Annotated in this window: 22 protein-coding genes; 15 read left to right on the top strand and 7 right to left on the bottom strand. The window is 75.3% G+C overall.

The window, feature by feature from the left end:
- Positions 1 to 104 precede the first annotated feature (104 nt).
- Both AC1RNL_RS02600 and AC1RNL_RS02595 read left to right on the top strand, forming a co-directional pair.
- On the top strand, positions 105 to 1,040 hold the full coding sequence (locus tag AC1RNL_RS02600; protein WP_492934321.1) for an endonuclease domain-containing protein: 936 nt from the start codon (positions 105 to 107) through the stop codon (positions 1,038 to 1,040).
- Between the two features lie 138 nt (positions 1,041 to 1,178).
- Entirely contained in the window at positions 1,179 to 1,688 is a 510-nt protein-coding gene (locus AC1RNL_RS02595) for a 2'-5' RNA ligase family protein (RefSeq protein ID WP_364195935.1), read from the top strand.
- Between the two features lie 24 nt (positions 1,689 to 1,712).
- On the opposite strand, the gene AC1RNL_RS02590 is transcribed toward AC1RNL_RS02595, so the two are convergent.
- Complete coding sequence (locus AC1RNL_RS02590; RefSeq protein ID WP_364195938.1) at positions 1,713 to 2,030, bottom strand: MarR family winged helix-turn-helix transcriptional regulator; 318 nt, start codon at positions 2,028 to 2,030, stop codon at positions 1,713 to 1,715.
- A gap of 328 nt (positions 2,031 to 2,358) precedes the next feature.
- Between AC1RNL_RS02590 and AC1RNL_RS02585 the strand changes: the two genes are divergently transcribed.
- Entirely contained in the window at positions 2,359 to 2,724 is a 366-nt protein-coding gene (locus AC1RNL_RS02585; protein ID WP_492934320.1) for a hypothetical protein, read from the top strand.
- A 50-nt stretch (positions 2,725 to 2,774) separates the two neighbouring features.
- Here AC1RNL_RS02585 and AC1RNL_RS02580 read toward each other — a convergent pair whose 3' ends face one another.
- Positions 2,775 to 3,674: a hypothetical protein gene (locus tag AC1RNL_RS02580; protein WP_492934319.1), complete on the bottom strand. Its 900-nt coding sequence runs from the start codon at positions 3,672 to 3,674 to the stop codon at positions 2,775 to 2,777.
- Positions 3,675 to 3,684: 10 nt separating this feature from the next.
- The gene (gene dcd, locus AC1RNL_RS02575; protein WP_146354822.1) at positions 3,685 to 4,278 is read right to left on the bottom strand and encodes a dCTP deaminase; all 594 of its coding nucleotides are present in this window, start codon (positions 4,276 to 4,278) and stop codon (positions 3,685 to 3,687) included.
- A gap of 90 nt (positions 4,279 to 4,368) precedes the next feature.
- Here dcd and AC1RNL_RS02570 point away from each other — a divergent pair, with 90 nt between their 5' ends.
- Positions 4,369 to 4,800 carry a hypothetical protein gene (locus AC1RNL_RS02570; protein WP_146354820.1) on the top strand — a complete coding sequence of 144 codons (432 nt, stop codon included), beginning with the start codon at positions 4,369 to 4,371 and terminating at the stop codon, positions 4,798 to 4,800.
- A 2-nt stretch (positions 4,801 to 4,802) separates the two neighbouring features.
- Here the strand turns inward: AC1RNL_RS02570 and AC1RNL_RS02565 are convergent, their stop codons facing one another.
- Positions 4,803 to 5,648 carry a DUF1206 domain-containing protein gene (locus AC1RNL_RS02565; RefSeq protein WP_246992617.1) on the bottom strand — a complete coding sequence of 282 codons (846 nt, stop codon included), beginning with the start codon at positions 5,646 to 5,648 and terminating at the stop codon, positions 4,803 to 4,805.
- A 6-nt stretch (positions 5,649 to 5,654) separates the two neighbouring features.
- Positions 5,655 to 6,500: a DUF1206 domain-containing protein gene (locus tag AC1RNL_RS02560; protein ID WP_492934318.1), complete on the bottom strand. Its 846-nt coding sequence runs from the start codon at positions 6,498 to 6,500 to the stop codon at positions 5,655 to 5,657.
- Positions 6,501 to 6,595: 95 nt separating this feature from the next.
- Here AC1RNL_RS02560 and AC1RNL_RS02555 point away from each other — a divergent pair, with 95 nt between their 5' ends.
- From AC1RNL_RS02555 to AC1RNL_RS02545, 3 genes are read left to right on the top strand one after another with little or no spacing between them, the layout of a single operon-like run.
- Positions 6,596 to 9,364: an ATP-binding protein gene (locus AC1RNL_RS02555; protein ID WP_492934317.1), complete on the top strand. Its 2,769-nt coding sequence runs from the start codon at positions 6,596 to 6,598 to the stop codon at positions 9,362 to 9,364.
- Positions 9,250 to 11,841: an ATP-binding protein gene (locus AC1RNL_RS02550; protein WP_492934505.1), complete on the top strand. Its 2,592-nt coding sequence runs from the start codon at positions 9,250 to 9,252 to the stop codon at positions 11,839 to 11,841. Before AC1RNL_RS02555 ends, AC1RNL_RS02550 begins: the two co-directional genes overlap by 115 nt.
- Positions 11,842 to 11,890: 49 nt before the next feature.
- Positions 11,891 to 12,547 carry a dienelactone hydrolase family protein gene (locus AC1RNL_RS02545; RefSeq protein WP_492934316.1) on the top strand — a complete coding sequence of 219 codons (657 nt, stop codon included), beginning with the start codon at positions 11,891 to 11,893 and terminating at the stop codon, positions 12,545 to 12,547.
- A gap of 7 nt (positions 12,548 to 12,554) precedes the next feature.
- On the opposite strand, the gene AC1RNL_RS02540 is transcribed toward AC1RNL_RS02545, so the two are convergent.
- A complete protein-coding gene (locus tag AC1RNL_RS02540; protein WP_492934315.1) occupies positions 12,555 to 13,676 on the bottom strand; it encodes a carboxylate-amine ligase in 1,122 nt (373 codons plus the stop codon).
- 113 nt (positions 13,677 to 13,789) lie between these two features.
- Here AC1RNL_RS02540 and ku point away from each other — a divergent pair, with 113 nt between their 5' ends.
- The 3 genes from ku to AC1RNL_RS02525 all read left to right on the top strand — a co-directional run bounded on the left by ku (position 13,790) and on the right by AC1RNL_RS02525 (position 18,775).
- On the top strand, positions 13,790 to 14,821 hold the full coding sequence (gene ku, locus AC1RNL_RS02535; protein WP_492934314.1) for a non-homologous end joining protein Ku: 1,032 nt from the start codon (positions 13,790 to 13,792) through the stop codon (positions 14,819 to 14,821).
- Between the two features lies 1 nt (position 14,822).
- Positions 14,823 to 17,303: an ATP-dependent DNA ligase gene (locus AC1RNL_RS02530; RefSeq protein WP_492934313.1), complete on the top strand. Its 2,481-nt coding sequence runs from the start codon at positions 14,823 to 14,825 to the stop codon at positions 17,301 to 17,303.
- Positions 17,304 to 17,617: 314 nt separating this feature from the next.
- Positions 17,618 to 18,775 carry an acyl-CoA dehydrogenase family protein gene (locus AC1RNL_RS02525; protein WP_492934312.1) on the top strand — a complete coding sequence of 386 codons (1,158 nt, stop codon included), beginning with the start codon at positions 17,618 to 17,620 and terminating at the stop codon, positions 18,773 to 18,775.
- 382 nt (positions 18,776 to 19,157) lie between these two features.
- On the opposite strand, the gene AC1RNL_RS02520 is transcribed toward AC1RNL_RS02525, so the two are convergent.
- Entirely contained in the window at positions 19,158 to 19,676 is a 519-nt protein-coding gene (locus AC1RNL_RS02520) for a DinB family protein (protein ID WP_364193636.1), read from the bottom strand.
- A 100-nt stretch (positions 19,677 to 19,776) separates the two neighbouring features.
- Between AC1RNL_RS02520 and AC1RNL_RS02515 the strand changes: the two genes are divergently transcribed.
- From AC1RNL_RS02515 to paaZ, 5 genes are all read left to right on the top strand, one after another.
- Positions 19,777 to 19,914: a hypothetical protein gene (locus tag AC1RNL_RS02515; RefSeq protein ID WP_164877066.1), complete on the top strand. Its 138-nt coding sequence runs from the start codon at positions 19,777 to 19,779 to the stop codon at positions 19,912 to 19,914.
- Positions 19,915 to 20,175: 261 nt separating this feature from the next.
- Complete coding sequence (locus tag AC1RNL_RS02510; RefSeq protein WP_492934311.1) at positions 20,176 to 21,360, top strand: thiolase family protein; 1,185 nt, start codon at positions 20,176 to 20,178, stop codon at positions 21,358 to 21,360.
- A 127-nt stretch (positions 21,361 to 21,487) separates the two neighbouring features.
- The gene (locus tag AC1RNL_RS02505; RefSeq protein WP_492934310.1) at positions 21,488 to 22,246 is read left to right on the top strand and encodes an enoyl-CoA hydratase/isomerase family protein; all 759 of its coding nucleotides are present in this window, start codon (positions 21,488 to 21,490) and stop codon (positions 22,244 to 22,246) included.
- Positions 22,243 to 23,181 (top strand): 3-hydroxyacyl-CoA dehydrogenase family protein, encoded by a 939-nt coding sequence (locus AC1RNL_RS02500; protein WP_492934309.1) that lies wholly within the window; start codon positions 22,243 to 22,245, stop codon positions 23,179 to 23,181. Before AC1RNL_RS02505 ends, AC1RNL_RS02500 begins: the two co-directional genes overlap by 4 nt.
- Positions 23,182 to 23,366: 185 nt before the next feature.
- On the top strand, positions 23,367 to 25,457 hold the full coding sequence (gene paaZ, locus AC1RNL_RS02495) for a phenylacetic acid degradation bifunctional protein PaaZ (protein WP_492934308.1): 2,091 nt from the start codon (positions 23,367 to 23,369) through the stop codon (positions 25,455 to 25,457).
- Positions 25,458 to 25,476 lie beyond the last annotated feature (19 nt).

The raw sequence follows: 25,476 nt of genomic DNA, 5'->3' as shown, positions 1-25,476 counted from the left end.
GTGGCGCAGATCGCTCGAGCCGAATGGGCGGCTCCGACCGCCGCTCTCCACAGGCGCCGAGCGGATGCGCGCCGGGGCCGAGCGGGGAGGCGCAGGATGCGCGCATGGTCGCCCCCGAGCCCCTGCCCGAGCCGCTCGGCAGCACCTTCACGACGGCGGAGGCACTGCGGCTCGGCGTCTCGCGCAAGCGCCTGCGCGCGGGCGACCTCGTCGCGCCGCGCCACGGCGTGCGCACGCGGGAGCAGCCGGCCGACGTGCGCGCGCTCGCCACGGCGTTCGCGTCGCGCATGGCGCCGACCCATGCCTTCGCGGGCGTCACGGCCGCGCGGCTGTGGGGCCTGCCGGTCGCCCACCCGTGGCGCGCCGACGAGCCGCTCGTCGTCGGCGTCCCCGTCGGGGCGACAGCGACGCGCGCCACGGGCACGCGGGTGCGCAGGTTCGATCCGAGACGGCTCGTGCCCGGCGAGCTCGAGGGTCTTCGCACGCTCTGGCCGGCGGCGGCCGTCATGTCGATGGCTCGAGAGACCCCGCACGTCGACCTCGTCGTGCTGCTCGACGCGCTCATCACGCCGTCGGAGCACTACCCCGGGCTCCGCGTGCCGCAGCGCCCCTTCGCGTCGGTGGAGCAGCTCGCCGCGTTCGCTGATCGCTGCCGCGGCGTGCACGGCCGCGGGGCGTTCCGCGTCGCGCTCGCCGACGTGCGGGCAGGCGTCGACTCGCCGCCCGAGACGCGGTCCCGGCTGGCGATCGTCGCGGCCGGGCTGCCGGAGCCGACCGTGCAGCACGAGGTCTGGGTCGACGGCGAGCTGCGCGCGGTGATCGACCTCGCCTACCCCGAGTGGCTCATCGCCGTCGAGTACGAGGGCGAGCACCACCTGACGGATCCCGCCCAGTGGGCCAAGGACATCCGTCGCCAGGAGCTGCTCGAGTCGCTCGGCTGGATCGTGATCCGCGCGACGAAGGCCGACCTGCGGCACGGCGGCGCGGGGCTCGTCGCGCGGGTGCGCTCGGCGCTCGCGCGGCGGGGCGTCGACGCCTGAGGAACCTCCGGCGTGCCGCGGGTCGCTGGGGATTCCGGCACCGGATCGCGGATGCGCGCGGCCGGGACCCGCGATTCGGTACCGGAAGTCGGATGTGCGCCGCGCCCACGCACAGCGCGGGTCGGGCAGGCTGTCGGCATGGAGGCGCGGATGTCGAGCGTCGAGCTGCTGCTCGACGAGGCTGCCGAGGCGCGCGTGCGGGACGAGTGGCAGGCGCTCGCGGACACGGGCCTGTCGAGCCTCGCCCGGCACGACGCGCCGAGCAACCGCCCGCACATCACCCTGCTCGCGCGGCCCGGCCTGCCCGCGCGCCTGCCGCTCGCTCGCCTGCCGCTGCCGCTGCCGCTCGTGCTGGGCGAGCCGATGCTGCTCGGCGTCGGCGAGCGTCGGGTGCTCGCCCGCGCGATCGTGCCGAGCGCCGCCCTGCTCGCGCTGCAGTCGGCGGTCGTCGAGGCGGCGGGTCCTGCGGACGACGTCGCGCACTTCCGCGCCGGCCGCTGGGTGCCGCACGTGACGCTCGCGCGCCGGCTGCGGCTCGCCGACGTGCCGACGGCCCTCGCGCTGCTCGGCGAGCCGATCGACGCGCGCGCCGTCGGCATGCGTCACTGGGATCCCGCGAGCGGGACGCTCACGCCGCTCGGCGGCTGAACCGCCGCCGGCGCCCCGGCAGCCTCAGCGCGCGGGCCAGGCGTCGGCGAGCCGGGTGAGCAGCGCGGCGAGCGTCGCGCGCTCGGCGGGCGAGAGCGCCTCGGCTGCCGTCGCGACCTCCGCGGCGCGCGCCTCGGCGTGCTCGGCGACGTGGCGTCGGCCGGCCGCGGTCGCCTCGATGACGACGCGGCGTCCGTCGGCGGGGTCGGGGATGCGCCGCACGAGCCCCGCCTCGGCCAAGCCCTGGACGAGCCGGGATGCGCGGGGCTGGTCCACGCCGATGTCGCGGCCGAGGTCGGAGATCGAGCGGGCCGCCTCGGCGCGCACGATCGCGTGCAGCATGCGCCGTGCGCCCATCGCCCCGCGCGGTCCGCGGTCGTGGGGCGCGCGCCGTTCCTCGTCGGCGCCGTGCCTGTGCGGGTGATGCTGCTCGTGCTCCTCGTGCGAGCGCGGCGGTCGACCGGGATGGGATGGGCGCCCGGAACCGGGCGGGCGGCGCATGCCGAGGCGGTCGAGCGCCTCGGCGATCTGCAGCACTTCGGCATCTGGGGCTTGACGAGCATCCGGCATACATGTCACTCTACATGTACATGCACAGTGACATGGAGATGTCGAATGACATGCATCCGCCGCCTCCCGCGGCGGCTCCAGAGACGAGAGGAGGATCGCGATGCGATCCGCACACCATGCCCCCGACACCCTTGACCACCACGGCCACGGCTGCCCCCGCGCCGCCGACCACGGCCACCACCGTCACCACGGGCACCACGGGCACCACGGCCACGGCGGCCACGAGGCCGCCGGCCAGCGCCGCACCGAGCACGTCGGCCCCGAGCCGCAGAGCGGCCGGCACCCGCGCGGCGACGCGCGTCCGCGGCCCACGCTCGAGCGCAGCATCCTGCGGTCGGCACGGCGCATCCGCCGGGCGGGTCTGACGCCCGACCAGCTGCACGACCGGCTCGCGGGCGCGGTCAGCCACGCCGACTACATCACCACGATGCGCACGCTGCGCCGGATCGGCGCTGAGCTGCGCTGACGGACGACCGGCCACGAGGCGCTCCCGCTGCGGCGGGGGCGCCTCTGCCGTCAGACCAGCGGATCCTCGGGGCGCGCCGGCTCCGCCTCGAGCGACGGATGCGCGAGCACGCGCCCGACGAGGTGCGCGCTGCCGCCGACGAAGGTCACGTCGAGGTCGAGGTCGGTCGCGACCATCCAGGCCGGCGCGCCGTGCGGCTCCGCAGGCCAGACGGCGTTGGGCGTGCGGCCGCGGTCGGCCCAGTCGCCCTGCCGCCAGCCGAGCCCCGCGGTCTCGACCCACGCCGGGTCGGCGAAGGCGGCGAGCCGGCCGCGCAGCAGCACGTGCCCGCGGCCCTGCCGCTCGCCCGGCAGGCCGAGCAGGCGCTGCTGCTCCATCGCGGCGCGCACGGCGGGGTCGATCGCCACCCAGGCCAGCTCGCGATGCACCGCCTCCGCCTCGCGGTGGCGGCGCAGGCGCTCGGAGGACGCGAGCGACGGGTCGATGGGCCAGAAGGTGCTGGTGCTCGAGGGGTCGAGCCCGCTCCCCTCCCAGACCGCGGCGAGCACATCGGCGTCGCCGTGCTCGTCGAGCAGCACCTCGGTCAGCGTCGTGAGGGTCGGCAGCGGGATGTCGCCGACGTCGGGCGAGCCGACCCAGGAGCCGCCGCCGAGATCGATCTGGTCCTCGCCGAAGCGAGCGAGCCACGACGTCCACGGCTGCGGCGCGGCGAGGCGATCGCCGATCAGCGACCGAGCCTCGCGCCAGGTGATCTCGCGCGTCTCATGCACCTGGCCCCCATGCGCATCCGTGCGGTCGGTCGCCACCGACAGCATCGCCGGGTGCAGGACGCGCGCGTACGCCTCGAACACCGGCGGCACCACCGCGCCGACCGTGCCGAACGGGCCGAGCGCCGCCTGCAGCCACCGCCCGACCTCGACGTCGTGCTCGACGCGCAGCGGCCCGGCCATCGGCGCCGCCTCAGTCGCCGGCGGGCGCGTCGATCACCGTGCGGTGGAACGACTGGAACGAGCGCGACGCCGTCGGCCCGCGCTGCCCCTGGTAGCGGTTGAGGTTGCCGCCCTGCCCGTAGGGCGTCTCGGAGGGCGAGCTGAGCTGGAAGTAGCAGACCTGCCCGATCTTCATGCCCGGCCAGAGCTTGATCGGCAGCGTCGAGACGTTCGACAGCTCGAGCGTCACGTGCCCCGAGAAGCCGGGGTCGATGAAGCCGGCGGTCGAGTGCGTCAGCAGCCCGAGGCGCCCGAGCGACGACTTGCCCTCGAGCCGCGCCGCGACGTCGGCCGGCAGCGTGACGCGCTCGTAGGTGGCGCCGAGCACGAACTCGCCCGGGTGCAGGATGAACGCCTCGTCGGCGCCCACCTCGACGAGCCGCGTGAGGTCGGGCTGATCCTCGGCCGGATCGATGAACGGGTACTTGTGGTTGTCGAAGAGCCGGAAGCCGCGGTCGAGCCGCACGTCGACGCTCGACGGCTGCACCATCGCCAGGTCGAGGGGCTCGAGGCCGAGGTCGCCCGACGCGAGCCGGGCGCGGATGTCGCGATCGCTGAGCAGCACGACGCCGAGGGTATCGCTCGCGCGTTCCCGGGCGGATGCGAAGGTGCGGTTCCCAGCAGACAGGAGGACGATGGGAGCCGGGAGGTGGCCATGGCCGTGCACCGCAATCGTAGGCTCGAGGACTGGGTCGAGCTCGCCGCCGCCGCCGTCGAGCGCGCGCGGCGCTCGCTCGGCGACGAGGAGGTCGCCCGCCGCGTCGAGGCGGGCGTCTCGGACGAGGACTACGAGACGACCGTGCGCGTGCTGCGCACGATGGGCCGCGACCTGCAGGCGAGCGGCACCGACCTCACCGCGCTCGACGCGCGGCTGCGCGGGCACGGCGAGCACGCGCCCCACGTGCCCGAGGCGCCGGAGGATGCGGACGAGGGCTCCGAGTGGGGGCTCGAGCGAGGCCCGCAGCCGACGCTCGACGAGCTGCCGCCCCACGAGCGCGGGTCGATGCCGCCGATGGAGGTCGCCAAGCGGCTCGCCCGGCTGCGCAACCCGATCCTGCCGCACCCGCGCCGCGGTCGCGCGAAGTAGCGTCAGCGGGCCCAGATGCCTCGGGCGAACAGGTAGACGCCGTAGACGATGAGGCCCACCGCGATCGCGACGAGCGCGATCACGCCGCCCGGCACGGTCGTCAGCGACTGCAGGGCGCCGTCGAGGCCGCCCGCCTCCTGCGGGTCGTCGCGCACCGCGGCGAAGACGAAGAGCACGCCGACGATGAGCACCGCGATGCCCTTCGCGACGAAGCCCGGGGCTCCGAGCACCTCGACGACGCGGCGGAAGCGGCGCGGCGGGGCGACGTCCTCGAAGAACTTCCGGCGCACGCCGCGCACCACGAAGGCGACGCCGACGCCCGCGATCACGAGCCCGGCGGCGCCGATCAGCCAGGGCCCGACTGGGCCGGCGAGCACCGCGGCCGAGAAGTCCTCGGTGGTCTGCTCGCCGTCGATCCTGCCGCCGAGCGCGAACACGAGCGCCGTGGCCCCCACCACGGCGTGGCCGATGCCGCGGCCGGCAGCCCGGAACGCGTCGCGGCGGTTGCGGCGCGACTCGGCCACCGCCACGACGAAGGCGTGCAGCGCGAGCCCGACGAGCGCGAGGCCGACGACCCACAGCGCGAGCCCGCCGATTACTGTCTGCTGGAGCGCGGCCATCGCCCCCGACTGGTCGGCCGCGCCGCCGGCGCCGGCGGCGACGCCGAGCGCGATGCCGCCGATGATCATGTGCACGATGCCGTTGGCCGACTGGCCGACCGCCTCCACCCAGGAGGTGGCGCGGTGCTCCTCGGCCTGCGCGGCCGCCCGCTGGGCCTTGCGCGCGGCACGGCCCGCCGCATCCGCCGCCTCCGAGAGCGCCGCGCGGGAGCGCTCCCCGTCAGCCACGGGCGCTCAGCGCGACCAGGCGCCGCGGGCGAAGCAGTAGATGCCGTAGAGCATCAGGCCCACGGCGATGCCGACAAGCGCGACGACGCCGCCGGGCACCGTGGTGAGCGACTGCAGCGCCCCGTCGAGGCCGCCGGTCTCCTCGGGATCGTCCTGCAGCGCGGCGACGACGAACAGCGCGCCGACGACCACGACCGCGACGCCCTTCGCGACGTAGCCGGCCGTGCCGAGGCGCTCGACGAGGCGGCGCCAGCGGGCGGGCGGCGCGACGTCCTCGAGGAACTTCTTGCGCACGCCCTTGACGACGAAGTAGACGCCGACGCCGACGATCGCGAGCCCGATCGCTCCGACGAGCACGAGCCCGAAGGGGTTCGCCATGAGGTCGGCAGAGAGCGACTCGGTGCTCTCCTCGCCGTCGGAGGTGCCGCCCATCGCGTAGACGAGAGCGGTGGCGCCGATGACGGCGTACGCGACCGCGCGGCCAGCCGACTTCGCGGCGTCCTTCCAGTCGCGGCGCGATGCGGCGAGCGCGCTCACCGCGGAGTGCAGCGCGAGGCCCATCAGGGCGATGCCGACCGCCCAGAGCCCGACCGCGCCGAGCGGCGTCTGCTCGATCGCCCGCATCGCGCCGGACTGGTCGGCCGAGCCGGCGTCGCCGAACGCGACGCCCAGCGCGATCGCGCCGATGATGAAGTGCACGATGCCGTTGGCGACCTGCCCGGCGCCCTCGACCCATCCCGCCGCGCGGTGGTCCTCGGCCTTCGCCGCGACGCCCTGCGCCTTGCCGGCGGCGCGGGCAGCCGCATCCACCGCATCCGACGCGACCTCGCGCGCCCCTGCACCATCGACCATGGTGCAACGGTAGAGCACCGCAGCCCATGCTCAGCGCCCGAGCATGATTCGGCAACACTGTTGCCGTGCGGGGCGCCGCGCGCGAGGATGTGGCCATGACCGGCCGCCCCCGGCCCGTGATCCGCACGCCCGATCAGCGGATCCGGGTGTTCGTCAGCTCGACCCTGCGCGAGCTCGCCGACGAGCGCCGTGCGGTGCGCGCCGCGATCGAGCGGATGCGCCTGGCCCCCGTCATGTTCGAGCTCGGCGCCCGCCCGCACCCGCCGCGCGCGCTGTACCGCTCCTACCTCGCGCAGAGCGACGTCTTCGTCGGCATCTACGGCGACAGCTACGGCTGGGTCGCGCCCGAGGAGACGATCTCGGGGCTCGAGGACGAGTACCGGCTCGCGCCGCCCGAGACGCCGAAGCTCATCTACGTGCGCGCCGCCGGGCAGCGCGACCCCCGGCTCGCCGAGCTCATCGCGCGCATCCAGGCGGACGACACCGCCGCGTACCTGCCGTTCGAGACGGCCGAGCAGCTCGAGGAGCAGGTCTCGAGCGACCTCGCGACGCTGCTCGCCGAGCGCTTCGACGAGTCGCGGATCCCCGCCGACGACGGCGGGCCGGAGGAGATCCCGCCCACGCCGGCGACGCACATCCCCGTGCCCTACACGGTCACGATCGGCCGCGAGCGCGAGCTGGCGGAGGTGCGGGCGCTGCTCGAGCGCCGCGGCGACCGGCTCATCAGCCTCGTCGGCCCGGGCGGGATCGGCAAGAGCAGGCTCGCGATCGAGATCGCCCACGCGAGCGCCGACCTCTTCCCCGACGGCCGCTACTTCCTGCCGCTCGAGGGCGTCTTCGAGCCCGGGCTGCTGCTGCCGACGATCGCGTACGTGCTCGGCATCCGCGACAACGGCGAGGCGGCGCTCGAGGAGCGCATCGCGCGCGCGCTCGCGGGCCGCCGCGTGCTGCTCGTGCTCGACAACTTCGAGCAGATCGTCGAGGCTGCGCCGCTGCTCGTGCGCCTGTTCGACGTCGCGCCCGAGGCGACCTTCCTCGTCACGAGCCGCACGGTGCTGCGCATCCGTGGCGAGCGCGTCTACGAGGTGGATGCGCTGCCGGTGCCCGACGAGGCCGCGCGGGGCGGCGAGCGGGCGATGCGCTCGGCCGCCGTCGCGCTCTTCGTCGACCGCGCGCAGGCGGTGAAGCCCGGCTTCGCGCTCACCGACGAGAACGCCGCGGCCGTCGCCGACATCTGCCGAGCGCTCGACGGCATGCCGCTCGCGATCGAGCTCGCCGCGGCCAAGATGCGCGTGCTCACGCCGCAGGCGATCGCGCAGCGGCTCGAGCAGAGCCTGCCGCTGCTGACCGCCGCCGCCCGCGACGTGCCCGAGCGCCACCGCACGATGCGCGCGGCGATCGAGTGGAGCGTGAGCCTGCTGCCCGACGAGCAGCGGGCGCTGCTCGAGGACCTCGGCGTCTTCGCCCGCCAGTTCTCGCTCGAGGCGGTCGAGGCGCTCGGCGCCGGTCGCGCGTGGGACGGGCAGGCGCTCGACGGCATCGCCGCGCTCGTCGACGGCTCGCTCGTGAAGCAGACGGAGATCGGCGGGCGCCCGGTGCTGTCGCTGCTCGCGGTCGTGCGCGAGTACGCGCTCGGGCGGCTGCGGGAGCACGGCGAGGCCGGCCGGATGCGCGCGGCCCACGCCGACCACTACAGCGCCCTCGTCGCGCGCGTCGCGCCGGGCCTGCGCGGCGCGGGGCAGGGCGACGCGGTCGTCGAGCTCGGGATGGAGCTGCCCAACCTGCGCGCGGCCGTGCGGCACCTCGTGCACATCGGGCGGCTCGACGACGCCGGCGACTTCGCCTGGCGGCTGCTCGTCTACTGGTGGATCGCCGGCTTCTTCGGCGAGGTGCGGGTGTGGATGCTCGAGCTGCTCGGCAAGGACCAGCCGATCACGCCGCACACGCGCGCCGTCGCCTGGTTCTTCGCCCTCTGGAGCGAGCTGTGGCAGCGGCCGACGGAGGAGGTCGTCGCCGGCCTCGGCGAGTGCGTGCGGCTCTTCGGCGAGAGCGGCGACCGCGACGCCGCCGCGATGGCGACCGCCGCGCGCGCGACCGCGCGGCTGCAGCTGCCGCTGCCCGACCTCGCGACCGCCGAGCGCGAGCTCGCCGAGGCGGTCGAGGAGCTGCACGAGCTGGGCAACGCATGGGCCGAGGCCATCACCGAGGTCTCGCGCGGCAGGCTCGCGTGGCTGCACGGCCGCACCGACGACGCGCAGGCGCGCTTCGACCGCGCCACCGAGGTCGCCGAGGCGAGCGGCGACCTCTTCACCCTCTCGGTCGCCGGCAACCACCAGGCACGGCTGCAGCTCGTGCGCGGCGAGGTCGACGCCGCCGAGGCCGGCTGCGTGCGCACGCTGCTCGTCTCCATCCGCCTGCACTTCGAGGAGGGCATCGCCTACGGGCTCGAGGGGCTCTGCGCCGTCGCGGCCGCGCGCGGCGACGGCGAACGGGCGGGGATGCTCGCGGCGGCCGCCGATGCGATCCGGCAGCGCATCGGCGTGTTCGACGCGGAGGCGTTCACGGTGCACACGCCGCAGCTCGACGCCATGCGGGAGGCCGACCCGGCCGCGGTCGCCGCGGGCGAGCGGCGCGGCGCCGAGCTGACGGTGGCCGAGGCGATCGCGATCGCCCTGCCCGACGAGGAGCGCGACCGCATCGCGCCGGCCCTGGCGCAGTGGCGACCGGCGCGCCCGGCCGCGGCAGCGGCATCCGCACCCCCGACCAGCGGCTGCGCGTCTTCGTCTCGTCGACGCTGCGCGAGCTCGAGCCCGAGCGCCGCGCCGTCCGCGCCGCGATCGAGCGGCTGCAGCTCGCGCCGGTGATGTTCGAGCTCGGCGCCCGCCCCCACCCGCCGCGCGACCTCTACCGCGCCTACCTCGAGCAGAGCGACGTCTTCGTCGGCATCTACGGCGAGCGCTACGGCTGGGTCGCGCCCGGCGAGGAGGTCTCTGGCCTCGAGGACGAGTACCGCCTCGCGCCGCCGACGATGCCGCGGCTCATCTACCTGCGCGACGACCCCGAGCGGGAGCCGCGGCTCGCCGAGCTCATCGCCCGCATCGAGCGCGACGACACCGCCTCCTACAAGACCTTCTCGACCCCCGACGACCTCGCGTCGCTCGTCGCCGCCGACCTCGCGACGCTGCTGGCGGAGCGGTTCGACGCGTCGCGCGCCGGCCCGGCGCCCGCGGCGACCTCCGTCGACCTGCTCGCCGCGCGCATCCCCTCCCCCTACACGCGGCTCATCGGCCGCGAGCGCGAGCTCGCCGACGTGCTCGCGCTGCTCGACGACCGCAGCAACCGGCTCGTGACGCTGCTCGGCCCCGGCGGCATCGGCAAGAGCCGGCTCGCGATCGCGGTCGCGCAGGCCGCCGGCGACCGCTTCCCCGACGGCACGGCGTTCGTGGCGCTCGAGAACGTGCTGGAGCCCGAGCTGCTGCTGCCGACGATCGGCGCCGCGATCGGCGTGCGCGACACCGGCGAGCAGCCGCTCGAGCAGCGCCTCGCGATCGCGCTCGAGGGCCGGCGGATGCTCATCGTGCTCGACAACTTCGAGCAGCTGCTCGCGGCCGCGCCGATCCTCGTGCGGCTCTTCACCGTCGCGCCCGACGCATCCTTCCTCGTCACGAGCCGCGCGCTGCTGCGGGTGCGCGGCGAGCGCGCGTTCGAGGTGCCGCCGCTCGCGACCCACGACCCGGCCTCCCCCGACTCGATCGTGCGCGCGAGCACGTCGCCCGCCGTCGAGCTGCTCATCGAGCGCGCCCACGCCGTCAAGCCCGACTTCGAGGCGACGCCCGCCACGATCGGCGCGATCGTCGGCATCTGCCGGGTGCTCGAGGGCCTGCCGCTCGCGATCGAGCTCGCGGCAGCCCGCATCCGCGTGCTCACGCCGGCGGCGATGCTGCAGCGGCTCGACCGGCAGCTGCCGCTGCTCGTCGACGCGTCGCGCGACCTGCCGCCGCGGCAGCGCACGCTGCGCTCGACGATCGAGTGGTCGACGGGGCTGCTCGCCGAGCCGGAACGGCGCATGCTGCGCGACCTGTCGGTCTGCTCGCCGGGCTTCTCGCTCGAGTCGATCGAGGCGCTCGCCGAGGCGCGCGGCTGGGACGTCGACGTCTACGCCGCGCTCGAGACGCTCGTCGACAGCTCGCTGCTCGAGCAGGACGACGTCGACGGCCAGGCGGTCTTCTCGATGCTCGCGACGGTGCGCGAGCACGGCGTCGAGCAGCTGCAGGCGGCGGGCGAGGAGGACGCCGCGCGCGACGCGCACGCGGCCGTCTACGCGGCGCTCGCCCGGCGCGAGGGCCGCGGCCTGGGGTTCAGCGACCAGATGGATGCGGTGGGCAGGCTCAACCTGGAGCGCGGCAACCTGCGCACGGCCGTGCGCCACCTGACCCGGGCGGGCGACGCCGAGACCGCCGCCGACGTCGCGTGGCGGCTCTTCCTCTACTGGTGGATGGGCGCGCACCTGACCGAGGTGGCGCACTGGATGGAGGAGGCCGTCGCCGGCGCCGCCCGGCCGCTGCCGCCCCGCACTCGGGCGATCGCGGCCTTCTTCGTCGGCTGGCGCGACATGTGGGCGGCACCCTCCCACGACATCCCGACCTCCCTGCTCGCCGCCGCCGACGCGTTCGAGGGCGAGGGGGATGCGCTGGGCGCCGCCATGTGCATCGCCACCGCCGGCTTCGCCGAGATCACCACCGCCGACCACGACCTGCCGCGCGCGAGCGTCTGGCTCGAGGAGGGCGCGCGGCGCTTCCGCGCGCTGGGCGCCGGCTGGGGCGAGAGCCTCGCGCTCGTCGCGCTCGCCCGCATCGACGCGCTCGCGGGCGACCTCGCGTCGGCGACCGAGCGCTCGAGCCGCGCGATCGCGGCGGCGGCCGGCAGCGGCGACCGGTTCGCGGCGACGGTGGCGATGCACCACCTCGCGCGCATGCACCTGTTCGGCGGCCGCATCGAGGAGGCCGAGCAGCTGCTGCTCACAGCCACCGCCGACTCGGTGGCGCTGCGGCACGAGGAGGGCATCGCGTACGGGCTCGAGGGGCTCGCCGCGATCGCGGCGCTCCGCGACGACGAGGAGCGCGCCGGGGTGCTCGCCGGGGCGGCGTCGGCCATCCGCCGGCGCACCGCCGTCTTCGACGCCCCCGAGTTCGTCTTCCACACCCGCTACCTCGACGAGCTCGCCGAGCGGGGCGACGCCGCGCGCCTGCGCGCCGCGGAGGAGCGCGGCCGCGACTACGGGGCGGTCGAGGCCGCCGAGTACGCGCTCACCGGGCGGCTCCGCCCGGCCGACGCGGCCTGAGGGGCGCTCGGCCGCGTCGGCTAGCGTGGCCCGCGAGCGAAGGAGCACCATGGCGATCGAGACGACCGACGACACCGCGACCCGCTGGCACGGCGCGGAGGGCGACCCCGTGGTCGTGCTCGCGCACGACTGGAACGGCCGCCTGCCGTGGATCGACGACTTCGGCGCGCGGCTGGCCGACGAGGGCTTCCGCGTCGCGGTGCTCGACCTCTACGACGGCCGTTCGACCACCGACGACGACGAGGCCGACGCGCTGCTGCGCGAGCGGCGCGCCGACCTCCCCGGCGCCCTGCACGTCGTCAGCGAGGCGATCGGCGAGGCGAGGGCGCTCGGCAGCGAGCGGGCCGCCGTGGTCGGCTTCTCGATGGGTGCGGGCATCGCGCTCATGTACGCCGCACAGGGCTCGCTCGACGCGGTCGTCGCCTACTACGGCGCCGCACCGCACAGCACGGCGACGGGTCCCCGCGTGCCGGCGCTCTTCCAGCTCGCCGAGCACGACGACTGGAGCGGCCGCGAGGCGCCCGAGGCGTACCGCGAGCGGCTCGAGGCCGAGGGCTTCGACGACGTCGAGATCCGCCACTACCCGGGCGCGGTGCACGGGTTCCAGAACGCGCAGGTGCCGGGGCGCTACGACGCGGATGCGTCGGCCGCGGCCTGGGCGTCGACGGTCGCGTTCCTGCGCCAGCACCTGCGGCCCGCCGGCTGACGCGCGCCTACTCGACGACCGGGTCGGCGAAGCTCGTCCGCAGCAGCCGCTCGAGCGCCGGCAGCCCCTCCGCGAGCGCCGCGCGCTGCCGCGCGGCGCCGTTGCCGGCGGCTCGCGTGCGCTCGAGCAGCGACTCGACCCGGCCCCGGTCCCCCGCCCCGTCGAGCGCGGGCGAGGCGGCCTCGAGCATCCGCTCGATCACGTCCCAGGCGGGGGCGACGGATGCGGTGGTCGGGTCGACGAGGCCGGCGTCGAGCCCGTGCCGGGCCGCGTGCCACACCGCGGCGTCGAGGTGCTCGGCGTGGGCTGCGGCCGGGTCGTGCGGCAGCGCCCCGGCGGCGGCCGTCTCGACGAGCGCGCGCGTGAGCAGCGCCGCCTCGATCGTGTCGTCGGCGCTCAGCTGCGCGTCGAACACGCGCAGCTCGACCGTCGGGTAGCGCTCGGCGAGCCGCATCATCCAGGCGATCGCGCCGCTGTCGAGGGTCGTGCCGAGCCCCACGAGCGCCGCGACCCGGCGCTCGTAGTCGGCGGCGTCGGCGAAGTCGGGCGGCACCGACGCGGTCGTGAAGCGGCGCCCGACGAGCGTGCGCCAGCTCGCGAAGCCGGTGTCGCGGCCGGCGAAGCACGGCGAGTTGGCGGTGAGGGCGATGAGCGGCGCGAGCCACGGCCGCAGCGCGCGCATGATGGCCACGCCCTCCTCGCGCGAGGCGATGCCCACGTGCACGTGCAGCCCCTGGATGCTGTGGTCGGGGCGCACGGCGCCGAGCTCCGCCACGAAGCGCTCGTACCGCTCCCCCTGGGCGACGCTCGAGACGCCCGGTCCGTGCGGGGTGCCGATGCTCGCGGCGATGAGGCCGCGCCGCCCGGCGGCGCCGGCGAGCACGCGCCGCCACTCGCGCACCACGCGGTCGGCCGCCGCGGCGTCGTCGAGCACCGGCGACGAGAACTCGAGCTGCGCCCGCAGGAACTCGTGCCCGACCCAGCCGTACGACGCATCCAGGTCGGCGATCTCCTCGATCACCGCATCGGCCACGTCGACCGGCGCGAGCGTGCCCGGCTCGAGCAGCACCACCTCCTCCTCGACGCCGAAGGTGCGGGGCGTGCGCCGGTTCGGCAGCAGGACCGTCATGCCCCGGATCATGCCGCACGCGCCTGCGCGCCGCCAGGACGACCCCCGCCGGCGCCGCGAACCTGGGAAACGGGCCCCTGGTGCCTCCCAGCCCCGTGGGCGACAGTGTCTGCATGCGCGCGATCTGGAAGGGCTCCATCACCTTCGGCCTGGTGAACGTGCCCGTGAAGCTGTACTCGGCGACCGAGGAGCACGACCTGCAGCTCCACCAGGTGCACGACGCCGACGGCGGCCGCATCCGGTACGAGCGCAAGTGCGAGGTGTGCGGCAAGAAGGTCGCCTACGAGCACATCGACAAGGCCTACGACGACGGCGAGCAGACCGTCGTGCTCACCGACGACGACTTCGCCGCGCTGCCCGCCGAGCGCAGCCGCGAGATCGAGGTGCTCGAGTTCGTGCCCAACGAGCAGATCGACCCGATCCTGCTCGACCGCAGCTACTACCTCGAGCCCGACTCGAAGAGCCCGAAGGCCTACGTGCTGCTGCGGCAGGTGCTCGAGGACACCGAGCGCACCGCGATCGTGCGCATGGCGCTGCGGCAGCGCACCCGGCTCGCCACGATGCGGGTGCGCGACGACGTGCTGCTCGTGCAGACGATGCGCTGGGCCGACGAGGTGCGGGCGGCCGAGTTCGCGAGCCTCGACGCCGACGTCACGGTCGGCAAGCGCGAGCTCGACCTCGCGAAGTCGATCGTGCGCGAGCTCGAGGCCGACTTCGACCTCGACAGCCACGTCGACGAGTACCAGGAGCAGCTGCGCACGCTCGTCGAGGCCAAGCTCGAGCAGGGCGACGCGCTCGACACGGCCGCGACCTTCGGCGAGACCGACGACGAGGAGGGCGGCGAGGTCATCGACCTGCTCGAGGCGCTGCAGCGCTCGGTCGAGAAGAAGAAGGCGGGGTCGGATGCCTCGGGCGGCGCCGCGTCGTCGTCGGAGGCGGATGCGGGGTCGGGCTCCTCCGCGCGGAAGCCGGCCGCGAAGGCGCCGGCGAAGCGCGGGGCGGCGAAGTCGGGCACGGCGAAGGCGGCGACGAAGCAGCCCGCGGCGAAGGCGCCGGCCGCGAAGAAGCCCGCCGCGAAGTCGGGTGCGGCGAAGACGGCGGCGGCGGCGAAGAAGCCGGCCGCGAGCAAGCGGAAGTCCGCCTGACGTGGCGGCGGCCGACCGGATCGTCGTCGGCGGCCGGAGCCTGCGCTTCTCGAGCCCCGACAAGGTCATGTACCCGGCTACGGGGACGACCAAGCGCGACGTGCTCGAGTACGTGCTGCGCGCATCCGACGTGCTCATCGCGCACGCGGGCGGCCGGCCCGTCACGCGCAAGCGCTGGACGGAGGGCGTCGGCACCGAGCGCAAGCCTGGGCAGGTCTTCTTCCAGAAGACGCTCGAGCGGGGCGCGCCCGACTGGGTGCAGACCGTCGAGCTGCAGCACTCGACCGGGCCGAAGCAGTACCCGGTGCTGTCGGAGCCGGCCGTGCTCGCGTGGATGGCGCAGATGGGCGCGCTCGAGCTGCACGTGCCGCAGTGGCGCATGCTCGACGGCGAGCGGCACGGTGATGATCCCCCTCGGCCCGACCGGCTCGTGCTCGACCTCGACCCGGGGCCGGGCGCCGACCTCGACGACTGCGCGCAGGTGGCGCTGTGGGTGCGCGAGCTGCTCGAGGACGTCGGCCTCCACCCGATGCCGCTCACGAGCGGCTCGAAGGGCATCCACCTCTACGCCCGTCTCGACGGCACCGTCACGAGCGAGCAGGCGAGCGAGGTGGCGCACACGCTCGCGCGCTCGCTCGAGGCGATGCACCCCGAGCTCATCGTGAGCGACATGAAGAAGTCGCTGCGCGAGGGCAAGGTGCTGCTCGACTGGAGCCAGAACTCCGGCTCGAAGACCACCGTCGCGCCCTACTCGCTGCGCGGCCGGCTGCGGCCCACCGTCGCCGCGCCCCGCACGTGGGCCGAGGTCGAGGCGGGCGGGCTCGAGCAACTGGAGTACGACGAGGTGCTCGCCCGGCTCGAGCGCGACGGCGACCTCATCGCCGCCCTCGACCCGCCGCCCGACCGGCTCGCGAAGTACCGCGGCATGCGCTCGGCGCACCGCACGCCGGAGCCCGTGCCCGCCGAGCCGCCCGCGTCCACCGACGGGCGCTCGTTCGTCATCCAGAAGCACCGGGCGAGCCGGCTCCACTACGACTTCCGGCTCGAGCAGGACGGCGTGCTCGTGTCATGGGCGGTGCCGAAGGGGCTGCCGTCGACGCCGAAGCAGAACCGCCTCGGCGTGCAGACCGAGGACCACCCCCTCGAGTACGGCTCGTTCGAGGGCACGATCCCGAAGGGCGAGTACGGCGCCGGCGTCGTCGAGATCTGGGATGCGGGCACGTACGAGCTCGAGAAGTGGCGCGACGACGAGGTCATCGCGACCCTGCACGGGCGGCCCGACGGCGGCCTCGGCGGCGACCCGTACCGGTTCGCGCTCATCCGCACCGACGCCGACAAGCGGCAGTGGCTCGTGCACCGCATGAAGGAGCAGGACGCCGAGCGCGACGCACGGCTGAAGGGCTACGCGCCGTCGAAGGCGTCGGCGGCGCGGGCGGCGAGGGGCGGCGAGGACGACGAGTCGCCGGCGGCCCCCGCTGCCGCGCCGAAGCGGCGGCTCGGCGCGAAGGCCGACCGCTCGCGAGGCAGGGCCGACCGGCCGACCGACCTGCGGCCGATGCTCGCGACGCAGTCGGAGCCATCCGCCATCGACGACGAGCGCGAGTGGTCGTTCGAGGTGAAGTGGGACGGCTGGCGGGTGCTCGTCGACAGGCGGGGCTCCGCGGTGCGGCTGCTGAGCCGTAACGGGCGCGACCTGTCGGGCGCGTTCCCCGAGCTCGTCGAGGCGGTGCCGGCGTCGATCGAGGCGGATGCGGTGCTCGACGGCGAGGTGGTGATGCTCAAGCGCGGCGCGGCCGACTTCGCGGCGCTGCAGGAGCGCGGCGGGCTCTCGGGGCGGCAGGCCGCGCGCGCCGCGAAGGCGACGCCGGCCACGCTCATCCTGTTCGACCTGCTCGAGGTCGACGGCGAGCGGCTCGTCGACGAGCGGCTCGACGAGCGGCAGTCGCGGCTCGACGGGCTCGTGCACGAGAGCCGCCGCGTCAAGATCTCGAAGCCGCTGCGCGGCCGGCTCGAGCGCATCCTCGAGGCGACCGCCGAGCGCGGCCTCGAGGGCATCATGGCCAAGCGCCACGACAGCCGCTACAAGCCGGGGCGCCGCAGCGACGACTGGCGCAAGCTCAAGCACCAGCAGTCCCAGGAGGTCGTCGTCGTCGGCTGGCTCGAGGGCAACGGCTCGCTCGCCGGCACGGTCGGCTCGCTCGTGCTCGCGCTGCCCGGCGAGGGCGGGCGGATGCGCTACGCCGGCCGGGTGGGCACGGGCTTCTCAGGCAAGGACCGCGATCGACTGCGCGACGAGCTGCGGCCGCGGCGCACCGTCCCCGCGATCGACGGGGTGCCGAGCGACGTCGCCCGCAAGGCGAACTGGGTGCGCGCGGCCGTCGGCGAGGTCGAGCACACCGAGCAGACGGCGTCCGGCGCGCTCCGCCACCCCGTCTGGCGCGGCCTCCGCCCCGACAAGGCCCTCGCCGACCTGAACCCGTAGCCGGCCCGCCGCGCCCGCCCCGCCGCGGCCTGCGCCCCCTCCGCCGGTCGAGCCGACGACCTCCGCCCCTCCGCCGGTCGAGCCGACGGCCCTCCGGGCCGTCGAGTCGAGACCACCCGCGCCCCCGCGCCCTCCGCCGGTCGAGCCGACGGCCCTCCGGGCCGTCGAGTCGAGACCACCCGCGCCCCGGCGCACAACGCAAGCCCGCCCGCCCGATCTCCCCGCGCATCCGCCGCCGCCCCCGCACGCGCCGCGGAAGCCGCCTCCCCGGCTTGCGTTGTGCGCGCACGCCCGCGGCGCGGCAGACTGCCGCCATGACGACCGACCTGCTCGACCTCGAGTCGCTGCTCACCGACGAGGAGCGCGCCGTGCGCGCCCGGGTGCGCGCGCTCGTCGACCGCGAGATCCGCCCGCACATCGCCGACTGGTTCGAGCGCGCCGTGTTCCCGCGCGAGCTCGTGCCGGCGCTCGCCGCCGAGGGGCTCCTCGGCATGCACCTCACCGGCTACGGCTGCGCGGGCCGCAGCGCCGTCGAGTACGGCATCGCGATGCAGGAGCTCGAGGCCGGCGACAGCGGCATCCGCACGTTCGTCTCGGTGCAGGGCTCGCTCGCGATGACCGCGATCGCGAAGCACGGCTCCGAGGAGCAGCGCCGGACGTGGCTCCCCCGCATGGCCGCGGGAGAGGCGATCGGCTGCTTCGCGCTCACCGAGCCGGATGCCGGCAGCGACCCGGCCGCGATGCGCACCGTCGCGCGGCGCGACGGCGACGACTGGGTGCTCGACGGCGCCAAGCGGTGGATCGGGCTCGCCTCGATCGCCGACCTCGCCGTCGTGTGGGCGCAGACCGACGAGGGGGTGCGCGGGTTCCTCGTCGAGACGTCGTCGCCGGGCTTCACCGCCACGCCGATCGAGCCGAAGCTCTCGATGCGCGCCTCGATCCAGTGCGACATCGCCCTCGACGGGGTGCGGGTGCCCGAGTCGATGCGGCTTCCGGATGCGCGCGGACTGCGGGCGCCGTTCGAGTGCCTGGGCGAGGCGCGGTTCGGGATCGCCTGGGGAGCGCTCGGCGCGGGACGGGACGCGCTCGAGGGGGCGCTCTCCTACGCCGGCGCGCGCGAGGTGTTCGGGCGCCCGCTCGCCGGCATGCAGCTGACGCAGGCGCGCCTGGCCGAGATGGCGCTCGCGCTGCAGCAGGCGCAGCTGCTCGCGCTGCACCTCGGGCGGCGGAAGGACGCCGGGCTGCTGCGGCCGCACGAGATCTCGATGGGGAAGCTCGCCTCGGTGCGGGCCGCGATCGACGTGTGCCGCGAGGCGCGGGCGCTGCTCGGCGGCAACGGCGTGACGCTCGAGCACTCCGCGATGCGGCATGCGGCCAACCTCGAGAGCGTGCGCACGTACGAGGGCACCGACGAGGTGCACACGCTCGTCATCGGGCAGGCGCTGACGGGGCTGAGCGCGTTCCGGGGCTGAGGCGCCGTGCGCTGGTCGAGCCGACGCACGCCCGCTCCTCCGCTGGTCGAGCCGGTCCGCGCCCGCCCCTCCGCCGGTCGAGCCGACGCACGCCCGCCCCTCCGCTGGTCGAGCCGACGCACGCCCGCCCCTCCGCCGGTCGAGCCGGCGCACGCCCGCCCCTCCGCCGGTCGAGCCGGTCCGCGCCCGCAGGGCGCGGGCCGAGTCGAGACCACTCGACGAGCCCGGCTCGACCAGTGGTCTCGACTCGCGCAGCCGCCTCAGGCGGCCGCGCGGCTCGACCGGCGGAAGCTCATGGCCGCGCGGCTCGACCGGCGGGTGCTCAGGGCCGCGCGGCTCGACCGGCGGAAGCTCAGTGCCGCGCGGCTCGACCGGCGGAAGCTCAGGCCCGCACGTCCCAGACGTGGTGCTCGACGTCGTGGAGCGCGTAGACGAGCAGCGTCTCGACGGTGAAGACCGAGCCGTTGGAGCGCCTCCCGGGCCGCTCCCACGCATCCGCCGGCACCGCATCCGCTGCGTTCGCGAGCTCCGCCGCCGCGAGGTCGAGCTCGACGGCGACGTGCTCGGGCGCCTGCCCGGCGTAGTCGCCGTCGATCGCCGCCCGATCCTGATCCCAGTTCGCGAACTCGGGGTCGTCCTCGGTGAGCAGCTGGTCGAGCCGGCCGCGCATGACGGTGCAGACGTCGCGCACGTGCGCCGCGTACTCGAGCGGCGACCAGGTGTCGTCGTCGGGCCGCTCGACCACGCGCTCGCCGTGCAGGCGTGCGTGCATCGCGGCGCCGGCCGCGCGGATGCGCGCGCCGAGGTCGCCGCGGTCGACGCCCGCGGGGTCGAACCCGCACTCGGGGCACCGCTCGCGCAGCACCCAGGTCCAGTCCTTCGTGTCCGGCTCGATCGGCATGGCGCAAGCCTGGCACGGCGGGCCGGATCATCCCAGCGGATGAGGCGGTCGCGCCGGTCGGAGGACGCGGCGGCCGGGCCCCGATTCCTAGCGTCGGAGCATGGCACTCACCACCCTCGCGTCCGTCGCCCTCTCCGTCCTGGCGCTCGCCGCCGTCACCGTCGTCGTGGTCGGCGCGGTCGTCATCGGCATCGCGCAGCTCGGGCGCGTGCGGGCGGGCCGCGCCGGGCAGCGCTGACCAGCGGGCCTCGGGCCAGCCGCTGCCCACCGTTCGTCAACCGGCTCCGCGTCGCGCCGACCGGATAGTCCGGTCGGCGTCGCACCTGGCCGGTCGACGAACGACGTGTCCCAGAGCAGGGCCAGCCGCAGGGCGCGCGGCGCCGGACGGCGTCTCCATGTTGCGGGCGGCATCGTCGGCGGCCTACTGTATTCCTGAACGATCGGTCACTAATTCGCGACCGGTCGCATCACCTGCAGTGACGACGGAGTCAGGAGTCCCATGCCCGAGGCCTTCCTCGTCGGCGGCGCGCGCACCCCGGTCGGCCGCTACGGCGGCGCCCTCGCCGGCGTTCGCCCCGACGACCTCGCAGCCCTGGTCGTCGGCGAGGCCGTCGCCCGCGCCGGCATCGATCCCGCCCTCATCGACGAGGTGATCCTCGGCGGCGCCAACCAGGCCGGCGAGGACAACCGCAACGTCGCGCGCATGGCCGTCCTGCTCGCGGGCCTGCCCGACGCGGTGCCGGGCATCACCGTCAACCGCCTGTGCGCATCCGGCATGTCGGCGATCATCATGGCGTCGCAGATGATCCGCGCCGGCGACGCCGACGTGGTCGTCGCGGGCGGCGTCGAGTCGATGACGCGCGCACCCTGGGTGCAGGCCAAGCCCGAGAAGGCGTGGGCGAAGCCGGGCGAGGCGTTCGACACGTCGATCGGCTGGCGCTTCGCCAACCCGCGGCTGCTCGCCCGCGACAAGGCGACCTTCTCGATGCCCGAGACCGCCGAGGAGGTCGCGCGCGTCGACGGCATCACCCGCGACGACGCCGACGCCTTCGCGCTGCGATCGCACGAGCGCGCGATCGCCGCGATCGATGCCGGCCGCTTCGCCGACGAGATCGTCGCCGTGCCGACGCGGGCCGGCGACGTGACCGTCGACGAGGGCCCGCGCCGCGAGACGACGATGGATGCGCTCGCGCGCCTGCGGCCCGTCGTGGCCGGCGGGTCGGTGGTCACCGCGGGCAACGCGTCGAGCCTCAACGACGGCGCATCGGCGATCGTGGTCGCGAGCGAGGCCGCCGTCGCGCGGCTCGGCCTCGCGCCGCGCGCCCGCATTGTCGGCGGCGCGAGCGCCGGCATCGCGCCGGAGATCATGGGGCTCGGCCCTGTGCCGGCGACCGAGAAGCTGCTCGCCCGCACGGGCGTCGCGATCGACGAGATCGGCGCGGTCGAGCTCAACGAGGCGTTCGCGACCCAGTCGCTCGCGAGCATGCGCCGCCTCGGCCTCGACGACGCGATCGTGAACGCCGACGGCGGCGCGATCGCGCTCGGCCACCCCCTCGGCTCCTCCGGCTCGCGGCTCGTCGTCACGCTGCTCGGCCGCATGGAGCGCGAGGGCGCCGACCGCGGCCTCGCGACGATGTGCGTCGGCGTCGGCCAGGGCACCGCGATCCTGCTGGAGCGCCCGTGACTCCCGTCCGCCCCTTCGCTGGTCGAGCAGGACGGCGGAGCCGCCCGTATCGAGACCTGAACCGGGTCTCGTCTCGTTGCGCGCGCTTCGAGTGCTCCTCGACGACCGGTGCATGGGCGGGGCGCGCATGAGCGGGGGGCTGCGCATCGAGGAGCGCGACAGCCACGTGCTGGCCGTGCTCGACCGGCCCGAGAAGCGCAACGCGATCGACCAGGAGCTCGTCGACGCGCTGCACCGGCTCTGCGCGCGGCTCGAGGTCGAGCGGCGCACCCTGGTGCTCGCCGGGTCCGGCGGCACCTTCGCGGCCGGCGCCGACATCGCTCAGCTGCGCGAGCGGCGCGCGACCGACGCCCTGGCCGGCATCAACACCCGCTGCTTCCAGCGCATCCGCGCCCTGCCGATGCCGGTGATCGCCGTGCTCGACGGCTACGCGCTCGGCGGCGGTGCCGAGCTCGCCTACGCCGCCGACATCCGCATCGGCACGCCGACGCTCACGATCGGCAACCCCGAGACGGGCCTCGGCATCATCGCCGCGGCCGGCGCCACCTGGCGCCTCAAGGAGATCGTGGGCGACGCGCTCGCGAGCGAGATGCTGCTCACAGGGCGCCTGCTGGGCGCCGACGAGGCGCTCGCCGCGGGGCTCGTCAGCGCGGTGCTCGAGCCCGAGGCCGCGCTCGCGCACGCGGTTGAGCTCGCCGACCGCATCGCCGCGCTCGACCCGGCCGCGACGCAGGCGACGAAGCGCTCGCTGCTCGCGCCCGCGAGCGCCCACCCCGAGATCGACCTCGCCGAGCAGGCGGTGCTCTTCGAGAGCCCCGAGAAGCACCGGCGCATGACGGCGTTCCTCGAGCGCCGCTCGGCCAAGCGCACCCAGGAGACCCGATGACCGATGTGACGGATGCGACGGCCCCCGACGGCGGGCACGGCACGGCCCGCACGAGCCCGGCCGCCGACGACACCGACGCGCAGGTCGGCGCCGGCGCCCCCGAGCGCGTCGGCGTGCTCGGCGGCGGCCGCATGGGCGCCGGCATCGCGCACGCGTTCGTGCTCGCCGGGAGCCAGGTGGTCGTCGTCGAGCGCGACGAGGCGGCGGCCGACGCCGCCCGCGAGCGCGTCGCCGCGAGCCTCGCGAAGAGCGTCGAGCGCGGCTGGGCCGAGCCGCTCGACGAGCTCGAGGGGCGACTGAGCGTCGCCGTCGACGTCGCCGCGTTCGGCGGCTGCGGCCTCGTCGTGGAGGCGGTGCCCGAGGACGAGGGGCTGAAGGCGGATGCGCTGGCCCGCGTCGAGGCGGTGCTCGACGACCGCGCTGCGCTCGCGAGCAACACGTCGTCGATCTCGATCGACCGGCTCGCGCGCGGCCTCGCCCGCCCCGAGCGCTTCCTGGGGCTCCACTTCTTCAACCCCGTGCCCGCATCCGCGCTCGTCGAGATCGTGCTCGGCGACGCCACCGAGCCGCGGCTCGCGAACGACGCGCGCGCGTGGGTGGAGGCGATCGGCAAGGCGCCGGTGACGGTGCACGACGCGCCCGGCTTCGCCAGCAGCCGGCTGGGCGTCGCGCTCGGGCTCGAGGCGATCCGCATGGTCGAGGAGGGCGTCGCGAGCCCCGGCGACATCGACACCGCGATGGAGCTCGGCTACAAGCACCCGGTCGGGCCCCTGCGCACGACCGACATCGTCGGGCTCGACGTGCGGCTCGGCATCGCCGAGCAGCTGCACCGCGAGCTCGGGCCGCGCTTCGAGCCGCCGGCGCTGCTGCGCCAGATGGTCGCCGAGGGCCGCCTCGGCAAGAAGAGCGGGCGCGGCTTCTACGACTGGGACTGACCCCCGCTGGTCGAGCAGCCGCCGCAGGCGGCGTGTCGAGACCAGTCGCGACAACCGAACACCGCACTCCGTCTCGATACGGCCCTTCGGGCCTGCTCGACGAACGGGGAGGACCGAGCACACCGCACTCCGTCTGGATACGGCCCTCCGGGCCTGCTCGACGAACGGGGAGGAGAGGATCGACGATGACCGACACGATGACCCGGGCCCGACTGCTGCCCAGCTACATCCAGGACGCCTGGTGGGAGCCGACCGAGGCCGACGCCGCCGACGCGACCGTCGTGCGCGACGCCTCGACCGGCGAGGAGGTCGTGCGCGTCTCGACCACCGGCCTCGACACCGCCGCCGCGCTCGAGCACGCCCGCACCGTCGGTCAGCACGGCCTCGCGCCCCTCACGTTCCACCAGCGGGCGATCCTGCTGAAGCAGATGGCGCTCGCGCTCACCGAGCGCAAGAGCGAGCTGTACGAGCTCTCGAGCCGCACCGGCGCGACGAAGAGCGACTCGTGGGTCGACATCGACGGCGGCATCGGCGTGCTCTTCACCTACTCGTCGAAGGGGCGGCGCGAGATGCCGCAGTCGACGATCTACCTCGACGGGCCCGTCGAGCCGCTGTCGAAGGACGGCTCGTTCCTCGCCCGCCACATCTGCACGACGCTGCCGGGCGTCGCGGTGCAGATCAACGCCTTCAACTTCCCCGTCTGGGGCTCGCTCGAGAAGCTCGCACCGGCGTTCCTCGCCGGCATGCCGACGCTCATCAAGCCCGCCACGCCGACCGGCTACGTCGCCGAGCACATGGTGCGCATCCTCGCCGAGTCGGGCCTGCTGCCCGCGGGCGCGATCCAGCTCGTCTCGGGCTCCGCGCGCGACCTCATGGACCACCTGCGGCTCGGCGACACCGTCGGCTTCACCGGCTCCGCATCCACCGCCGACTCGCTGCGCCGCCACGAGGCCGTGCAGGCGCGCGGCGTGCGATTCACGGCCGAGACCGACTCGATCAACGCCTCGGTGCTCGGCCCCGACGCGGTGCCCGGCACGCCCGAGTTCGACGCCTACGTGCGCGGCCTCGTCGCCGAGATGACGGCGAAGGCGGGCCAGAAGTGCACCGCGATCCGCCGCGCGATCGTGCCGACGGGCATGACGGATGCGGTGGCCGACGCGGTGCGCGAGCGCATCGCCGCGAAGGTGGTCGTCGGCGACCCGCGCGCCGAGGGCGTCACGATGGGGCCGCTCGCCTCCACCGAGCAGCGCGACGAGGTGCTGCGGCAGGTGATGAAGCTGCGCGAGGGCGGCGGCCAGATCGTGGTCGGCGGCGACGCCGGGAACGTCACGCTCGCCGACGGCTCGCTCGGCGAGGCGGCGGGCGGCGCGTTCGTCGCGCCGACGCTGCTCGCCTTCGACGACCCGGCCGCGGATGCGCTGCACGAGATCGAGGCGTTCGGCCCGGTCTCGTCGCTCGTCGAGTACGGCTCGCCCGAGCAGGCCGCCGAGATCGTCGCCCGCGGCGGCGGCTCGCTCGTGACCTCGGTCGCCTCGCACGACCCCGCGTTCGTCAGCGAGCTGACGCGCCGCATCGCGCCGCACAACGGCCGCATCCTGCTGCTCGACCGCGACGACGCTCGCGCCTCGACCGGGCACGGCTCGCCGCTGCCGATGCTCGTGCACGGCGGGCCGGGCCGCGCCGGCGGCGGCGAGGAGCTCGGCGGCATCCGCTCGGTGCTCCACCACATGCAGCGCACGGCCATCCAGGGCTCGCCGACCATGCTGACGGCCCTCACGGGCGTCTGGCACCCGGGGGCGACGGCGTCGACCGAGGCGCCGCATCCGTTCCGCAAGTCGCTCGCCGAGCTGCGCATCGGCGACCAGGTCGTCTCGGAGCGGCGCGAGATCACGCTCGACGACATCGAGCACTTCGCCGACTTCACGGGCGACCGGTTCTACGCGCACATGGATCAGGAGGCCGCCGAGGCCAACCCGTTCTTCCCCGGCCGGGTGGCGCACGGCTACCTGCTGCTGTCGTTCGCGGCCGGCCTCTTCGTCGAGCCGGCGCCGGGCCCCGTGCTCGCGAACACGGGCCTCGACAACCTGCGCTTCATGACGCCGGTCTCCCCCGGCGACACGCTGCGCGTGACGCTCACGGCGAAGCAGATCACGCCGCGCGAGACCGACCCCTACGGCGAGGTGCGATGGGATGCGGTGCTCACGAACCAGGACGACGAGACCGTCGCGCAGTACGACCTGCTGACCTACGTCGCGAAGGAGCAGCCCGCGGCCTGAGCGGCCGCGCGCACCGGCC

This window comes from Agrococcus sp. GW821-FHT14H11, assembly GCF_058803545.1.
The sequence above is the reverse complement of the archived record's forward strand: the minus strand, read 5'-3'. Positions and strand labels throughout refer to the sequence as shown.